General features: G+C 70.1%; 17 protein-coding genes and 1 pseudogene. All 18 read right to left on the bottom strand.

Going from position 1 to position 15160, the window contains the following annotated elements; genetic code table 11:
• On the bottom strand, window positions 1-126 hold a 126-nt coding region (locus tag E6R62_RS16200; protein ID WP_136209427.1), incomplete at its 3' end, for a biotin carboxylase N-terminal domain-containing protein.
• Between the two features lies 1 nt (window position 127).
• A complete protein-coding gene (locus tag E6R62_RS16195) occupies window positions 128-715 on the bottom strand; it encodes a flavin reductase family protein (protein WP_206308739.1) in 588 nt (195 codons plus the stop codon).
• Between the two features lie 45 nt (window positions 716-760).
• Window positions 761-2470 carry an NAD(P)/FAD-dependent oxidoreductase gene (locus E6R62_RS16190; RefSeq protein ID WP_136214128.1) on the bottom strand — a complete coding sequence of 570 codons (1710 nt, stop codon included), beginning with the start codon at window positions 2468-2470 and terminating at the stop codon, window positions 761-763.
• Window positions 2471-2655: 185 nt separating this feature from the next.
• Window positions 2656-3549 (bottom strand): MarR family winged helix-turn-helix transcriptional regulator, encoded by an 894-nt coding sequence (locus E6R62_RS16185; protein WP_240801703.1) that lies wholly within the window; start codon window positions 3547-3549, stop codon window positions 2656-2658.
• A 106-nt stretch (window positions 3550-3655) separates the two neighbouring features.
• Entirely contained in the window at window positions 3656-4696 is a 1041-nt protein-coding gene (locus E6R62_RS16180) for a methyltransferase (RefSeq protein ID WP_136214126.1), read from the bottom strand.
• Window positions 4697-4811: 115 nt separating this feature from the next.
• Window positions 4812-6281 carry an MFS transporter gene (locus E6R62_RS16175; protein ID WP_136214125.1) on the bottom strand — a complete coding sequence of 490 codons (1470 nt, stop codon included), beginning with the start codon at window positions 6279-6281 and terminating at the stop codon, window positions 4812-4814.
• Between the two features lie 50 nt (window positions 6282-6331).
• Window positions 6332-6994, bottom strand: coding sequence for a hemerythrin domain-containing protein (locus tag E6R62_RS16170; protein WP_136214124.1), 663 nt, complete (start codon window positions 6992-6994; stop codon window positions 6332-6334).
• Window positions 6995-7160: 166 nt separating this feature from the next.
• Window positions 7161-8492, bottom strand: coding sequence for a cation:proton antiporter (locus E6R62_RS16165; RefSeq protein WP_136214123.1), 1332 nt, complete (start codon window positions 8490-8492; stop codon window positions 7161-7163).
• Between the two features lie 32 nt (window positions 8493-8524).
• The gene (locus E6R62_RS16160; protein WP_136214122.1) at window positions 8525-9133 is read right to left on the bottom strand and encodes an NADPH-dependent FMN reductase; all 609 of its coding nucleotides are present in this window, start codon (window positions 9131-9133) and stop codon (window positions 8525-8527) included.
• Between the two features lie 9 nt (window positions 9134-9142).
• The gene (locus tag E6R62_RS16155) at window positions 9143-9544 is read right to left on the bottom strand and encodes a nitroreductase family deazaflavin-dependent oxidoreductase (protein ID WP_136214121.1); all 402 of its coding nucleotides are present in this window, start codon (window positions 9542-9544) and stop codon (window positions 9143-9145) included.
• Between the two features lie 93 nt (window positions 9545-9637).
• The gene (locus E6R62_RS16150) at window positions 9638-10120 is read right to left on the bottom strand and encodes an ester cyclase (protein ID WP_136214120.1); all 483 of its coding nucleotides are present in this window, start codon (window positions 10118-10120) and stop codon (window positions 9638-9640) included.
• The gene (locus E6R62_RS16145; protein WP_136214119.1) at window positions 10117-10668 is read right to left on the bottom strand and encodes a nuclear transport factor 2 family protein; all 552 of its coding nucleotides are present in this window, start codon (window positions 10666-10668) and stop codon (window positions 10117-10119) included. Before E6R62_RS16145 ends, E6R62_RS16150 begins: the two co-directional genes overlap by 4 nt.
• Window positions 10665-11039, bottom strand: coding sequence for a dehydrogenase (locus E6R62_RS16140; RefSeq protein ID WP_168714070.1), 375 nt, complete (start codon window positions 11037-11039; stop codon window positions 10665-10667). Before E6R62_RS16140 ends, E6R62_RS16145 begins: the two co-directional genes overlap by 4 nt.
• Window positions 11040-11360: 321 nt before the next feature.
• Window positions 11361-11570, bottom strand: coding sequence for a transcriptional regulator (locus tag E6R62_RS16135; protein ID WP_136214118.1), 210 nt, complete (start codon window positions 11568-11570; stop codon window positions 11361-11363).
• A complete protein-coding gene (locus tag E6R62_RS16130; RefSeq protein ID WP_206308738.1) occupies window positions 11567-12187 on the bottom strand; it encodes an OvmZ protein in 621 nt (206 codons plus the stop codon). Before E6R62_RS16130 ends, E6R62_RS16135 begins: the two co-directional genes overlap by 4 nt.
• 64 nt (window positions 12188-12251) lie before the next feature.
• Window positions 12252-12407 (bottom strand): hypothetical protein, encoded by a 156-nt coding sequence (locus tag E6R62_RS39530; protein ID WP_168714069.1) that lies wholly within the window; start codon window positions 12405-12407, stop codon window positions 12252-12254.
• A 621-nt stretch (window positions 12408-13028) separates the two neighbouring features.
• Window positions 13029-14354 carry an MFS transporter gene (locus E6R62_RS16125; protein WP_206308737.1) on the bottom strand — a complete coding sequence of 442 codons (1326 nt, stop codon included), beginning with the start codon at window positions 14352-14354 and terminating at the stop codon, window positions 13029-13031.
• Between the two features lie 268 nt (window positions 14355-14622).
• Window positions 14623-15087: pseudogene (locus E6R62_RS16120) on the bottom strand (DNA polymerase III subunit beta); the annotation flags it as partial.
• Between the last annotated feature and the right edge of the window lie 73 nt (window positions 15088-15160).

Here is a 15160-nt window from a genome sequence, read left to right as displayed (position 1 = left end):
GCGGACGTGCAGCGCGTCCCGGTCCGGGTCGGCGTAGACGGCCACGCTCGCGATCCCGGCATCCCGGCAGGCACGGGCAACGCGGACAGCGATTTCGCCACGGTTGGCGATGAGCACCTTGCGCACGTCAGGACGCCCGCGCTGCCGGGACGGGCGTTCGCGTCTCGCGGCCTGCCCGGCTGAACCGGCCCGCCTCGGCCTCCAGAGCGCCCAGCGAGCCGTCGAAGAATATCAGCGGCTCCTGGCCGTGCTCGGGCACACCGAGCTCGACGACCTCGCCGACGACGATGTCGTGGTCGCCGCCCGCGTGGACGTCGACCGTGGTGCAGGTCAGGTACGCGAGGCCCTCGCTCAGCACCGGCAGGCCGGTCGACCCGTAGTGATGCGGGACGTTCTGGAACCCCTCGGGCCGGCGGCCGGCGAACGAGCGCGCCAGCTTCTCCTGTCGACCGGAGAGGAAGTTGACCGTGAAGCCGCCGCTCTCGTTCAACGCCTCGTGCAGCCGCGAGTGCTTGTGCAGGCAGAACAGGACGAGCGGCGGTTCCAGGGAGACCGAGGTGAAGGAGTTGACGGTCGTCCCTTCCGGACGACCGTCCACTCCGGTCGTGATGACCGTGACCCCGGTCGCGAAGAGGCCGCACACCTGGCGCAGGCTTCGCGGATCAATCGGCTGTTTCTCGTGCATGTGGACCAGCGAGCGCGCTGCGGCGGACATGTTCATCCCTTTCGTGGCTGGGTCGGGCTTTCGAGAGCGGTGCGCCTAGAGGAGCTTGCGGATCTTGGCACCGGCCTTCACGATCCCCAGCAGGAACTCGCGGCCGACGCTGTTCATCTCCGGCGGGGCCTCGACCGACGCCCAGTACAGGAAGCGGGCCATCGTCGCCGTCGAGGGGTAGATGAACCGCTTGTTCTCGTCCTTCCAGCCGAAGACCGGGTTGACGATGGGTGACTCGTCGAGCAGCTTGAAGACGATGTCCGCGGCCTCGTCGCCGGTCAGCACACCCGCTTCGTACTTCTCGCAGGTCTCCGCCGTGGTCTCCAGAAGGATCTTGAACTTCTCGCTCTGCGGCCACCACAGGCCCGGGTAGTCGTTCTTCTCCAGCTCCTTGAAGTGGGCCGGGTTGCCGTCGCGCACGTGCCTGAGGCGGGCTCGGGTCAGCCGCATGGTGCCGGGGGTGATGAAGGAGCCCCAGACCCGGAAGACCGCGTTCCAGAGGCGGAAGTGGGAGAAGGCGATGAAGGAGCTGTTGACGATCTCGTCGTTGTACTGGAGCAGGCCCTGCTCCAGGCGCTCGACGTACTCGAAGCGCTCGGCCGTGAAGTCGTCGTCCTTCAGGGCGTCGATCAGGCGCGAGGTCAGCGCGTCGACCACTTCGAAGGTGTTGGACAGACCGCGGGAGAACAGCGGGTCCAGGAAGCCGGCCGCGTGCGACATCAGGCACCAGCGGTCGCCGATCGTCTTCTTCGACGAGTACTGCAGACGGTCCGTCGAGACCCAGTCGCGCACCCGGGTCGCACCGTCGAACTGCCGCTTGACCGCAGGGTACTTGTCGAGGAACTGCTGGAACTCCTGCTCCGCGGAGATGTCCGTCGGCTTGGGGTAGGTCCGCTCGTCGATCGTGAGGCCGACGCTGCACAGCGGGTTGCGGGAGCCCTTGTGGTTGTCGAAGGGGATGATCCAGAACCAGCCGCGGTCGATCAGGTGGTGCATCGTGCCGCTGTGCCAGTCGGCCGGCGGCCGCAGGTCCTTGGGGTGTCCGCTGACGTCGTCGAAGCGCTTCACCCCGACGTAGTGGGTGAACATCGACCGCGAGTGGTGCTTGAAGCGGGCGGGCTGTTCGCGCAGCTGGAACTTGTCCGCGAGGGGGGAACGGACACCGGAGGCGTCGACCAGGTACTTCGCCCGGTAGACCTCGGGGACGGCGTTGGGGGCGGCGCTCTTGCCGGTGACGGTCACGCCCTCGTCGTCGAAGGAGACGTCGCTCGCGCGCCAGTTCTGCCGGGGCGTGCAGCCGTACTTGATGGCGACGTGGAACATGAAGGCGTCGCTGTCCTGGCGGAACATGTGGCTGTTCTGCATGAAGATCTTCGGCAGCGCCAACTGGGTGGCCTCGCGCGGGTTCGGCTCCTTGCCGACCTCGTGCTTCATGAAACCGAAGTGCGCCTTCGTGCCGAAGGTCGGGCCGATGTCCCGGGTGCTCTGCTGGACGCTGGCGAGGCTCTTGAGCTCGGGTATGCCGTGGCGCTCGGCGAGGATGTGTATCCACTCGACGAGCTGCGGGGTCATCGACTCGCCGATCGCGTAGCGTGGGTGGCTGGCCGCGTCGACGAGAAGGACCTTGGCTCCGTTCTTGGCCATGACCGTGCCGGTCACGGAGCCGGCCAGCCCGGATCCGAGAATGATGACGTCGTACGTCATTTCCTTGGGCACTTTGACTTCCGCCGCGGATTCGGTCAGCTTCGCGACCATGAGCCATCTCCTTCGTCGTTTGCGGTCCACTGCAGAAAAACTGCATAAAAAATGGCTCCTTCCCACCGTGAAAGGTGGGAAGGAGCCTGCAAAAGGGCGCGTTTCAACCGCTGGGTAAAGCGTGACAGGATTTCCTGAAGGCGTCAACCCCCTTGGCCCGTAACCGGGTTGGCCGGATCGGGGGGTCAGGAACTCAGTGCCGCCGCGTCCGCGGGCACCGGCTCCAGCAGCTTCAGCAGCAGGGCCCGCAGCTCGCCGTCCCCGTCGGGGCCGAGCATCCCGGCCACCTCGGCGGCCAGCTCGTCGACCGCGCCCGCCACCACGGCCAGCTGTTCCCGGCCGGCTCCGGTGAGTTCCAGCGCGTATCTGCGCCGGTCGTGGGGGTCCCGGCCGCGGCGTACCAGGCCGGCCTTGACCAGCTCGTCCACCAGTTGCGAGGCGGCGGGGCCGGTGATCGCCAGGAATGCGGCGAGCTGCTGCTGGGAGCAGGGACCGAAGCCGTCGAGCGCGGACAGCGGACCGTAGTGGCGCACCCGCAGGCCCGTCCCGGCCAGCCGGTCGTCGCCCAGTCTGCGCAGCCGGTAGTGGGCCTGCGCCACGAGGTACTCGGTGCCCCGCACCAGGTGCCGGGCCGACTCGGGGAGCAGCCTGGCCAGCAGTTCGTCCAGGCGCGCGACCTCGTCGGGGGTGAGCGCGGCCGTCAGGAGCGTGTCCCGCTCGCCGACCGCCCGGCGCTGTGCCTCAAGGGCGCTGCGGCCCCGGTCGGTGAGGGACAGGACGTACGAGCGGCGGTTGTCCGGGTTGCGGGTGCGCAGCACCTCGCCGCGTCCCTCCAGCCGGTCGATGACCGACACCATGATGGTGCGGTTGATGCCCAGCCGCTCGGCCAGGTCGAGTTGGGAAAGCCAGTTCCGGTCGGCCAGTGCGTCCAGGACGAGAAAGTCCTTGGAATCCGCGTCCGCGGCGTCGCCGGTCGCGGAGAACTGCGCGAAGACACGGCGGAGGAGGTATCCGATAAAGCTCGTGAGCGTGTCCGGGAGAACGCCGGGGACTTCCGCCGCTTCTTCCGTCTTCGTCACGGGAACCTGAATTCTTTCTCGTTCGCGCCGCAAAACCGCACCTCCGTCCTGAGTATAGGTCGGCGCGCGGAGGCGGTCCCGCCGGGCACACACCGACCCCGGGAAGCTACCGCTGCCGGTCCGGGTCCGGTCCGGCGGGTACGAGTTCGATGACCGACCGGGCGGCCGACTGACCGGAGACCTGGCGTACCCGGGCCACCGACAGGCCCGCGGCGCGGGCCAACGCGATGTTCCGGGCGAGGTCGCGCTCGCGGCCGCCGACGTGGGCGAGCAGTCGCACGTCCATACCGGTGTCGGCGGGCTCGCCCTCCTTTCCGGTCTCCTCGATGACGAAGATCCGGCCGTGCCCTCCCGCCGCCTCGGCGCAGCGCGCGAGGATCGCGACCGCCCGCTCGTCGTCCCAGTCGTGCAGGACGGAGGAGAGCAGGTAGCCGCCCGCGCCCGGGGGCAGCTCGTCGAAGAAGCTGCCGGCGACGACGTCGGACCGTGCGGCGAGTCCGGCCGCCGCGAGGGTCCGGCGGGCCCGTTCGACCGTGCCGGGCAGGTCGAAGACGGTGCCGACGAGCCCGGGATGGGCCGTCAGCAGGTGCGACAGGAGGGCGCCGTTGCCACCGCCGACGTCCACCAGGTGGCCGAGCACCGACCAGTCGAGGGCGTACGCGATCTCCCGCGCGTCCCGTGCGACGTTGTCGGCCATGGCCTCGTCGAAGGACTCGGCCAGCTCGCGGTCGGTGGCCAGGTCGTCCCAGTACGGGATGCCGTAGCGGATCGGATAGGCCGCTTCGCCGGTGCGGACGACGTGCGCCAGTTCCACGAGACCGAGGTCGCCGCGGCCGATCGCCCCGTTCAGGTCGATCAGCGCGCGCTGGCCGTCCGGATGGTCGGAGCGCAGGGCCTGACCGCGCGCGGTCAGCGCGTACGACTCTCCCGCGCGGGTGAGCAGGCCCACGGTGACCAGGTGGCGCAGCATCCGGTCGAGTACTGCCGGGTTAAGCCGCTCGGCGAGGGCGATGGAGCGGGCGGTGGAGCGTCCGGCGGTGATGTGGTCGGCGACCCGGTAGGTCGCGGCCACCCGTACCACCATGGGGGTCACCAGGTCGGCCAGGTCCCACAGGTCGAGCGAACGGCTTCCCTGGTGCTCCGGCATGTCCTGCCCCTCTGCTTCCCCGCGTCCGGGTCCTCTTGTCGGTCGGGTGGTGCGGTACGGAACCGGCCCCGCCTCCGGTACGGGGGACGACCGGGAGACGGGGCCGGGTATGGGGTCAGAGCGCGGCGGGAGCGTGCTCCGCTTCGTTCTGCTGCTGCGGCGCCGAGGCGGGCAGCGTGCCGAGGCCGACGAGCAGGGCGAGCAGGTAGAGCGCGCCGCCGCCCAGGAAGCCGTAGGAGTAGCCGCTGGTCAGCGTCTCGTGCGCGCTGCCCGTGGCGTTCTCGGTGACCACCGAGGCGACTGCCGCCAAGACCGCGAGGCCGATGGCGCCACCGATCTGCTGGCTGGTGTTGACCAGGCCGGAGGCGATGCCGGTGGCCTCCGGCGCGACGCCGCGGACGCTGACGATGGTGACGGTGACGAAGACCAGGCCGAGGCCGAGGCCGGAGACCAGCTGGGCCGGGATCAGGGCGACGAACGGGTTCTGACCCGGCGACAGGAAGCTGAACCAGACCATGCCGAGGACGCCGATGAGCAGTCCGACGACGACGACCGAGCGCTCGGAGGTCTTGGCGAGCAGCTGCGGGCCGATGCCGCCGGCGGCCAGGCCGATGCCGATGGCGAAGGGCAGGTAGGCGAGGCCGGTGACCATCGGGGCGTAGCCCTTGACGACCTGCATGTAGAGGGTCAGGAAGTAGAAGGTGGCGAGCATGCCCGCACCGACCAGGAACATGATCAGGTTGGCGCCGAGGCGGCTCTTGTCGGCCAGGATGCTGCTGGGGACCATCGGCGCGCGGCTGGTGCGCTGGATGACGAGGAAGGCGATGATCAAGACGACGGCCGCGGCCAGGCTCACGAGCGTGATGGTGTCGCCGAGTCCTTCGGAGCCGGCCCGGTTGATCGCGTAGACGAGCGCACCGAAACCGAGGGTGGCGGTGAGGGCGCCGGGTACGTCGACCTTGCCGCGGTCGCGCTCACCCTCGACGAGCACGCTGGTGCCGAACAGGACGGCGAGGGCGATCGGGACGTTGACGTACATGACCCAGCGCCAGCTCAGGTACTCGGTGAGGGCGCCGCCCAGGAGCAGGCCGACGACCGAGCCGAGGCCGCCCATCGCGCCGTACACGCCGAGCGCCTTGTTGCGGGCGGGACCGGCCGGGAAGGTGGTGGCGAGCAGGGAGAGCGCGGTCGGCGCGGCGATCGCCGCACCGAGGCCCTGGAGCACTCGGGCCGTGATCAGCAGTTCGCCGCTGCCGGCGAGGCCGCCGAGCAGCGAGGCCGCGGTGAAGAGGATCAGGCCGATACGGAACACCTTGCGGCGGCCGAACAGGTCACCGGCGCGGCCGCCGGCCAGCAGCAGACCGCCGAAGGCCAGGGCGTAGGCGGTGATGACCCAGCCGAGGTTGGCGTCGGACATGCCCAGCGAGTGCTGCATGCTCGGCAGGGCGACGGCCACGATGGTGTTGTCGAGAACGAGCATGAGCTGCGCCGCTGCGATGACCAGCAGCGCGAGGCCAAGCTTGCCACCGGGGGCCGGAGGGGCGGACCCCTTCCGTACGGCTTCGGTTCGGTCTTGCAGCGACATGGGCTTCTCCGATGTGTTGATACGGGGTAACGGGGAGTGGGGGGAGCCGGTCATCCGGCGACGGTCCGGTTGCGGGTGCCCCAGATGTCGAGCGACTCGTAGGCGGCCCGCCATTCGGTCTCGTACGCGTTGCGCAGCGGGTCGGGCATCTTGCCGAGGATGACGGCGACGCGCTGCGCGTCGGCGTCGTCGAGCAGCCACGGGAGGTAGCGCGCGGAGTCGTTGCCGATCCGGACGCGCTGCTCCGCGCTGAACTTCGCCCAGTCCTCCTGGGAGAGCGTGATGTCCATGAGCTGGAGGGCTTCGGCCTCCTCGTGCCGGAGGTGGTCGCTCAACCCGGTGTAGAGCGAGTCGACCAGACCGCCCAGGCGTTCGAGGCCGCCCTCGCGGTCGGCGAGCGCCGCGTCGATGCCGTCGAGCAGGGGGTCGATGATCCCGTGCTCGGCCTCCATGGCGTCGAGCAGGGCGAGTTCGTCGGGGCGACCGACCAGGGCTTCCTGCATCACGGGCCACACGGTGATGTCCTCGGACGTGTGGTGGGCCGTCAGGAACTTCTTGAACAGCTCCCAGCCGACCGCGGTGCCGAGTACGTGGCGCGGGTCCTCGTCCACCTTCGCGGTGATCCGGGCGATGCGCTCCAGTTCGCGCCGCAGGGCGTCGTGGATGGCGAACATCATCGTCATGTCGAGGTTCTTGAAGTCGTTCTCGCGCATTTCTCTCTCCCTCACTCCACCGTCTCCGTGACGCAGACACTATCGTCAACCGGCTTAACTATCAACCTGTCCAACCAACAACTTACCAACTATCAGCTCCTGATGCGATCGGGTTGATTCGAGCCGCCGTCCCGCCGAACGCGGGTCCACGGCATGCCGGTTGGGCTCAGTGGGCCGCCACGGCGGCGGCGGGCTCCTTGACCCGGTCCTGCCGGGCCGGTACGTCGGCCGACCCGTCCGTGCCGAGGTCGCCGTCCTCGTCCAGTGGTTGCGACCTGCGGATCGCACTCAGTGCGGGCGAGGTCACGGCGGTGGTGATCAGTGCCATCAGCACGAGGATCGTGAACAGGCTCTGACCGATGACGCCCAGACCCAGGCCGATGTTCAGCACCACCAGCTCGGTCAGCCCGCGGCAGTTCATGAGTGCGCCGATCGACAGCGCGTCCCGCCACGACTGGCCGGCCAGCCGGGCCGCGCCCGCACCGCCGCCCCACTTCGCGAGCACCGCCACCGCCAGGACCGCCGGCACCCACAGCCACTGCGTCGGGTCGCCCACCAGCGCCGAGACGTCCGTCTTCAGGCCGGTGGTGACGAAGAACAGGGGCAGCAGCACCGGAACCGTGAACGCGCGCAGACTCTCCGCCGACCGACGGATCACCCCCGGACCACGCGGGGTGATCACACCGAAGACGAACGCGCCGAACAGCGCGTGCACCCCGATCCCGTCGGTGGCCAGCGCCGCGAGGCAGACCCCGCTGAACAGCACGACCAGCACGACGCTGTCGCCGTACTTGCGCTCCGCGCGCGCGGCCCAGCGCGCCAGCAGCGGCCTGACCACGACCAGCATCACCAGCAGGAAGCCCGCCGCGAGCAGCGCCGTGGTAAGCGCCTCGGTCGGCGAGCCACTGGTGGAGACGGCGACCACGGCGGCCAACAGGCACCAGGCGGTCACGTCGTCGACGGCAGCGCACGCCATCGCCAGCGCACCCACTCGGGTGCGGTACAGACCACGGTCGGTGAGGATGCGGGCCAGCACCGGGAAGGCGGTGATGCTCATCGACACCGCGATGAACAGGACGAAGGGCAGCCGGTCGACACCCTCGGGCGCGAACTTCCCGTACATGCCGAGCGCCAGCAGGCTGCCCAGACCCAGCGGGAGCGCGATGCTCGCCTGGCTCACCATCACGGCGGTCTTGCTGTGGCCGCGCAGCGAGGCGAGGTCGAGTTCGAGGCCGACCAGGAACATGAAGGCGGCCAGACCCAGATTGCCCAGCACACCTATGTACGGCAGCACCGATGCCGGAAAGAGCCATGCCTGCGCGTCCGGCCAGAGCCAGCCGAGCAGGGAGGGGCCGAGCAGGATGCCGACGACGATCTCACCGACGACCGGCGGCTGGCCGAGGCGGCGCAGCAGTTGTGCGCCGGCCTTGCACGCCAGCATCACCACCGGGATCGCTACGAGCAGGTCCGGAAAGGGATCGCGCAGTGCGACTGCCATGGGATCTCCTGTGAGGGAAGGAAGGGTCCGGGTCAGGCCCCGTACGGCCGCCGCGCCTTCGCATCGCGCAGCGCGCGGGCCCACCAGGTGAGTTGGTCGAGCATGAGCTTGGCGGCCGCCTCGGCCCCGGCCGGCTCGGCGGGAAATCGACCCGCCGCGTCGTAGTGTTCGAGGATCCGGGGGAAGGTGACCGTGTCCTTCATCCCCACCGAGTGGAACTCGGCGAAGATCTGCCGCAGGTGCTCCACGGCCCGGACACCACCGGCCATGCCGAGGCCGTAACCGACGAACCCGACCGGCTTGGCCTGCCACTCGGGTTGGTAGGTGTCGATGAGCGTCTTGAGCGGGCCGGGGATGCTGCGGTTGTACTCCGGGACGATCACGACGTACGCGTCGGCCCCGGCGATCCGCGGGCGCAGCCGGGCGACCTCGGGATCGTCCGGGTCGAGGTCGTCCGGCAGCGAGAAGGCCGCCAGGTCCACGACATCGGTGGCCAGGTCGTCGCGGCGTGCGGTCTGCTCCGCGAACCATCCGGCGACGTCGGGGGCGAGCCGCCCGGTCCGCACGGACCCGACGATGACCGTCACCCGCAGCGGGGCGGGGACCTGGGCCTGAGGGGCGGGCTGGTCTTGAGGGAACATGACGCCGCCTCAGCGCTTCACTGCGGCCGCGGCGGACACCGGGGTCAGCGAGAGGAACTGGGTGGCGTCGACGCGCGCGAGGATGCGCCGGGTCACCACGGGCATCCGGGTGTCGCCGTCGTCGGTGAAGACGGTCGGGTTGACGAGCGCGATGCGGCGACCGCGCGTGGTGATCTCGCAACCGCCCGCGGCCAGTACGTTCTTGACCCAGTCCGAACCCGGACCGTACGGCAGCGTGATGACGATGTCCTCGCCCCGCCGGAAGAGCTTGACCGGGGTGGCGAACTCACGCCCGGACTTGCGGCCGCGGTGGTGGACCTTGCCGAAGCCGGGCATCCGGCTCAGCACAGGACCCACGAAGTGGTTGGCGACCGTCTTGTTGAAGCGGGCCACACGTCTGTTGATCGGCACTGTTTTCCTCCCGTTCCGCATCTGCCAGGGGTGCGTGGTGGCCGGACGGGCGCCGGGCGGGGAGCCGGGCGCCCGTCCGAGGCATGGGCAGACTCAGGCGGCCTGCGGCTTGCCCCCGCCCGGGCCGGCGGGGGTGAGGGGGCCGACCGGCTTGCCGCCGGACTGCAGGAACTTCGACAGCGTGAAGTTGTCGACGATCCCCCAGCGCTCGGCGATCTTGTCGCCCTCGAAGCGGAACCAGATGATGGCCTGGTGCTGCACCTGGAGGTCGGTCGGCGCGATGCCGATGAAGGGGCCGGTGTGCTTGCCGTGCATGACCCAGCGGATCGCGGCCTTGTCGCCCTGCGAGATGAAGTCGAGGATCTCGTACTTGATGTCGGAGAAGGCGGCCTGCTGGATGCGGATGGTGTGCTTGAAGGCCTCGGGTCCGCGCATCGAGTCGTCGTGGCTTCCGTTGTTGCGGAAGTCGGCGGTCAGGTAGCGGTCGGCGGCCGACAGGTCGCCCAGGTCCAGGCCCTCGTGGAAGACCTTCTCGATCAGCTCGCGCTGCTGCTCTGCGGTCAGCGTGGTGCTCATGCCTTGTTCTCCTCTTGTGTGTCGTTTCCTCGGGTGTCGAGCGTCTTGTTGTCGACTTCGGTCACGCCCTGCGGGACCGCGCCGGTGGTCCACACGATCCGCAGCCGCAGGCGGTCGATGCGCCAGCCGTCGGGGGTGCGTCGGGCCGAGGCCGTGAAACGGCCGCCCAACTGGAAGTAGCGGGAGGCGTCCGGCGGCAGCGGTGAGCCGAAGTGGACGTGGGAGGCGATCAGGCTCCAGCTGAGCTCGGCCCGGTCCGCGTCGAGTTCGACCGAGACGTCCGAGCCGTGGTGGTGGGTGCGACCCCACCGCTCCATGATCTCGGAGGTGAACCTCGGCACCCCGGCGATGCCGCGGTGGCTGCCGACGGGGAAGGTGAGCTCGACGTCCTCGGTGAACAGGGACGCGGCCCACTCGGCGTCGAAGGTGCCCTCGTCGAGCGTGGCGAGGTAGCGCTCGCTGAGCTTGCTCAGCGCGGCCAGGTCGGAAAGCCGGGTGACCTCGGCGGCCAGCGCGGCCAGGTCGACGTCCCGGGCGAGCGTCGTCATGACACCCGGCTGGCGGTGGTCTCGGCGTCGGTCCCGTAGATCACGGCGTCGTCGGGGCCGTGCACGACGGCCTTGCCGGTGCCGGTGAAGGTGTCGCCGTCGAGCCGCGCGGTGATGTCGATCTGTATGTAGGCGGCGTGGTGGCCGTTGGGGCTGATCTGGGTGACGTCGACGTTGAAGTCCTCGCGGATGGTGAACGCGAAGTCCCCGTCGCCGGTGGCGGACCAGGAGCCGGACCCGGTGCTCTTCTGCGTCACGACCGAGAGCGAACCGTCCTCGGCGAAGACGACCGTGTACTCGTCCACCTCACTGTCGTGAGTGACCGTACCCTTCCATTCACCGACGACGGTGGTATAGGCAGAAACAGACATCGACCACACTTCCTTGAGTCAGGGCGTAAAAAAATCCGCACCCGGAACAGACGTCCGGATACGGATTTCAGGGGAACCAAAGAGAGGGAGTGGCGGACCCGGAATGCGCGACAGGGCGGCCGTCAGGGCATGGGGGAGCCGCGAAAAGTGTGACACTCTTTCGCCGGATGGTCAACCACCGGGACACTGAAGTGAGTTGACGATTCACGGCGGCAGGAAAAGAGGCCCCTGCCGACCCGCGGGACGGGTGGGCAGGAGCCTCTTCTGTGGGATCCCCGCACGGATCCCCATTCGAATGGTCGTGGTGGCGGCGGCCGGCCATCAGCCGTCCCCGGCCAACGGTGCCTGTATCGCCTCTCCGGTCAGCGCGAACAGCTCGTCCAGGTCGTACTCGGCCCGCTGTGGTCCCCCGTACCGGGTGATCTTCCCCCGGCTGGCCCACTTGCGGATGGTCGCCTCCGTGACCCCCATCGCCAGCGCGGCCAACTCCGTGGGCACCGTCCGTCGCCGTACGGCCGTCGTGTCCCTCATCTCGCACCCGCCCGCATCCGACCGGCGACCTGAAGCCACTGCCGGGGCGGCAGCGCGTGGCCGGCGTCGCAGGCCACGTGGCTGGGGGTCGCGCCGCCGACCTCGCGCATCACCCCGTACAGGGTCCCGTCGCAGCCGGGCTCCACGCATGGCCCCAGTGGGAAGCGCTGGACCGGCCCGGGCCCGAACAGCGAGCCGAAGGAGCCCAAAAGGGCCGCGATCTCCTCGTCGAAGTCCACCGCGGCCGGGTGGTCGGCGATCCACTCGACCTGGCGCCGCAGGAACGCCACCATGCTCCCCACCTCGCGCTCCGGTGGGCCTGCCGTGCGCCGGCCCTCCACCACGAGGCGCGCCCAGGAGGCGAGCACATCGGCCATCTCCAGCCGGACCGCCATGGTGCGCTCGTCGAGCACGATCCCCACCGTGCGGCTGCCGCTGACCCGCTCGCGCATCCGGGAGGGCGGCGGGGTGAGCGCGTGGTCGCTCTCCTGGTACAGGGCGAGGAGGGTGCGCAGCTCCCCGCGCAGCCGGTCCCGGCACATGCCGCAGATCCGGCCGCACAGGGTGGCGCACTCCTTGCCGGTGTGCTTGGAGGGGAGTACGGGAGGCTGCGGCATCGTGTCCCTCGATTCCTGGGGCGCTTGGGTCAGCCGCCGCACGGGACGCGGCGGCGCGGAGCGGTCAGCACGCGGCCGCATGCTGTTCCTCGACGGCCGGGTGGTACCGGGGGAGGTCGGCGTCGAGCAGGAATCCGGACCGCCGCTCCCTTTCCACGGACGGAATCAGGTCCTCGATGTGCTTTCCGGCACGCCGCGTACAGACTTTCGGTGAATTCACGATAGGCACGTTGACGGTCCTCCCTATTCCTGAACTCCGCAGTGCCGTGCGCGACGCTGCGCACTCCTGAGACGCCCGGGCGCCGATCGTGCGCGGCACGGTACGGCGGTCGGAAAGACGGAGGCAGCGATCTCAGTTCATTTACAGGTGAAGCCGGAGCAGTGTGGGCGCGCAGCGGTGTGGGCGGCGGACATGATATTCAGAAGACCGCACCCCCCTGCGGTTCACGTCACTGGACGGAATTCTCTGATACTCCCCTGCTCCTGATCCGACATTAGGGGGGCCTCGGAAGGCGCCGCAAGCCGGAACTCGGGGGCCCCCGGCGAAAACCTGCCGCTCTCCAGCAGTCATCGAGTTCACATCGAGAGACATACGGCGTGTAAAGGGACATTCGAGCACCCGCACCCGTCACTTTCGCGCCGTCCGGCCCCGGCCGGGGACCGGGGCGGGCGCCTGGCTCCAGACGTTCTCAAGGAGTCGTCCAACAGACTCGGACGGGCTCTGCACCGAGCCGAAGGGAGGCAGCCGACGGTGCTCCGGCGAGTGCCCGCGGGCACCGGCCCGTCACCCGGCCACCCTCCGGTCGCCCTCCCGCCACTGTGCCTGACCGGGATCGCCCGTTCAGTGCCCACGGCCTCGCCCGGTGGCGGGTGGGACACACTCCGGGATGGTTTGCCGCGTCTCCTGGCGGTCCGGTCGCGGCGGCTTGAGCCTGCCGCGCGCCCAGAGCAGGGTCACCAGAGCCGTCGCGAAGGAGGCCAGGCCACCGGCCCACAGGCCGGAACGGGGCCCGAGCCGGGCGGTCAGCGCACCGACGAGCACCGCCCCCAGGGGCGTGGAGCCCTGCAGGATCAGTGCGTAGAGGGCCATGATCCGGCCGCGGAAGTGCGGGTCGGTGCCCAACTGGATCCGGTGGTTGGCGGCTTGGGCGAAGTAGAGCGTGGTGAAACCGGTGAGGGCCAGCAGGGCCATGGACCAGGCCACGGTCGGCGCCAGACCCACGGCGGTCTCCACGACGCCGAAGACGAGGGCTGCCGCAATCACCGTGCGCTCCGAAGGACGGGTGCGGCGTCCCGCTGTGGCGAAGGCAGCGGCGAGGGAGCCGACCGCCATGGAAGAGGCGAACAGGCCGAAGGTGGCCGCGTCGGTGTGGAAGACGGTCTTCGCGATCAGTGGCAGGGTCAGATGGAAGTTGAAGCCGAAGACGCTGAGCGCGGCGACGAGGACGAGGACCGGAAGCAGGTCGCCACGGCCGACGGCGTGTCGGACACCGTCCCGGATCCCCGAGGTGCGGGCGGGCCGTGGCGGCCCACCGGCGGGCGCGGGCGGCGGTCTGTGGAGCTCGCCCGGGCGCATCATGCCCAGGGCGATGATGGTGCCGAGGAAGGTGACGGCGTTCAGCAGCATCACCGGGCCGATGCCGAACACGGTGATGAGCAGGCCCGCGCCCGCCGGCCCGACGATCCGCGCCAGGTTGAAGTACGCGCCGCTGAGCGCGGAGGCGTTGGGGAGCAGTTCCGGGCCGACCATCTCGCCGACGAAGGACATCCGGGTCGGGATCTCCACCGCGTTGACGCAGCCGAGCGCCAGAGCCACGAGGTAGATGTGCCACAGGGCCACCACCCCGGTCAGGACGAGGACGGCCGCCAGCAGAGCGAGGACCGCGGCGGCGAGGTTGACCAGGAGCAGCAGTCGCCGTTTGTCGTAACGGTCGGCGAGCAGACCGCCGTAGAGGGTGAGCAGCAGCGGGGTGAACTGGAGGGCCGTGACGGTGCTCAGCGCCGTGGCCGAGTCGGCGGTCACGGACAGCACCAGCCAGTCCTGGGCCACGACCATCATCCACGTCCCGGCGGCGGAGACCACCTGGCCGATCGTGAAGAGGCGGAAGTTCCGGATGGTCAGGGATTCGAACGTCGAGGAGATCTTCGACAGGGCTGAGGAGTCCATGCTGCCTTTTCGGTGCCCGGGGTGTGAGTGGTGCACGCCGGATCGTCTCCGGCGCGGCAGGGGTACCGCCGGACTGCGGGTGGAGACGGCGCGTGGTCGGGTGCGTCGGCCGCCTCCTCCCGGCAACCGCGCCGCAGGTGTGCCCCGGTACGGCCCCCGCCGACGCACCGGGCGCACGCTCAGGCGGTGTGGTCCGGGGTGGTGGCGGGTTTCGCGTAGAGGATGTCGCGGGCCTGCTGCGCGGCGCGGGCGGTGCTCTCCCTCTCCCGAGCACCGGCAGCGCCTCGTCCCGGCCCGCGGCCACGCCCGCCCGCGCGACGGCGGCGGCGGCGGCGAGCTCCGTCGCGTCCACGACGCCGAGGGGGGCCGGGAGCTCCGGCAGCTTCGGGTACTCCTCGCGGGGCGGCGTCGAGAGCCCGAACCTCGTACCGCCGCCCCTCGATCGTGAAGCGGGGGCCGTCCACCGCGCACGCCACGGTCGCCCCGGGCAGCACCTCGCAGATGTCGAGCAGCCTGCGGCCCGGCACGAGGACCCCGACCCGCCTCCCCCCGTGTCGGCCGGTACCTCGATGTGCGCGCAGACCTCGTAGTCGAAGCCCGAAACGCGGAGCAGACCCTCCTCGGCGGTCGGCAAGAGGCCGCCGAGCACCGGCACCGGCGAACGGGCGGGCAACGCCCGGGCCGCCCGACCCACCGCCAGCGCAAGGGCACTTCTCCCGATCCGGAATTCCATCCGCGCGTCCCCGTCCCGTCGTGGCGGCTGGTGGCCGGCACGCTGTGCGCCGGCGCGGACAACGGGCCCGACC

The sequence above is a fragment of the Streptomyces sp. A1136 genome, assembly GCF_004795055.1.
Taxonomy (GTDB): Bacteria; Actinomycetota; Actinomycetes; order Streptomycetales; family Streptomycetaceae; genus Streptomyces.
Note: the sequence above shows the minus strand (reverse complement) of the source record. Positions and strands in the feature narration are given on the sequence as shown.

Bases quoted from the DNA above. Each gene is read 5' to 3' on its own strand.
- E6R62_RS16195 (WP_206308739.1), bottom strand. From the start codon at position 715: ATGTCCGCCGCAGCGCGCTCGCTGGTCCACATGCACGAGAAACAGCCG.
- E6R62_RS16190 (WP_136214128.1), bottom strand. From the start codon at position 2,470: ATGGTCGCGAAGCTGACCGAATCCGCGGCGGAAGTCAAAGTGCCCAAG.
- E6R62_RS16180 (WP_136214126.1), bottom strand. From the start codon at position 4,696: ATGCCGGAGCACCAGGGAAGCCGTTCGCTCGACCTGTGGGACCTGGCC.
- E6R62_RS16175 (WP_136214125.1), bottom strand. From the start codon at position 6,281: ATGTCGCTGCAAGACCGAACCGAAGCCGTACGGAAGGGGTCCGCCCCT.
- E6R62_RS16170 (WP_136214124.1), bottom strand. From the start codon at position 6,994: ATGCGCGAGAACGACTTCAAGAACCTCGACATGACGATGATGTTCGCC.
- E6R62_RS16165 (WP_136214123.1), bottom strand. From the start codon at position 8,492: ATGGCAGTCGCACTGCGCGATCCCTTTCCGGACCTGCTCGTAGCGATC.
- E6R62_RS16160 (WP_136214122.1), bottom strand. From the start codon at position 9,133: ATGTTCCCTCAAGACCAGCCCGCCCCTCAGGCCCAGGTCCCCGCCCCG.
- E6R62_RS16150 (WP_136214120.1), bottom strand. From the start codon at position 10,120: ATGAGCACCACGCTGACCGCAGAGCAGCAGCGCGAGCTGATCGAGAAG.
- E6R62_RS16145 (WP_136214119.1), bottom strand. From the start codon at position 10,668: ATGACGACGCTCGCCCGGGACGTCGACCTGGCCGCGCTGGCCGCCGAG.
- E6R62_RS16140 (WP_168714070.1), bottom strand. From the start codon at position 11,039: ATGTCTGTTTCTGCCTATACCACCGTCGTCGGTGAATGGAAGGGTACG.
- E6R62_RS16135 (WP_136214118.1), bottom strand. From the start codon at position 11,570: ATGAGGGACACGACGGCCGTACGGCGACGGACGGTGCCCACGGAGTTG.
- E6R62_RS16130 (WP_206308738.1), bottom strand. From the start codon at position 12,187: ATGCCGCAGCCTCCCGTACTCCCCTCCAAGCACACCGGCAAGGAGTGC.
- E6R62_RS16125 (WP_206308737.1), bottom strand. From the start codon at position 14,354: ATGGACTCCTCAGCCCTGTCGAAGATCTCCTCGACGTTCGAATCCCTG.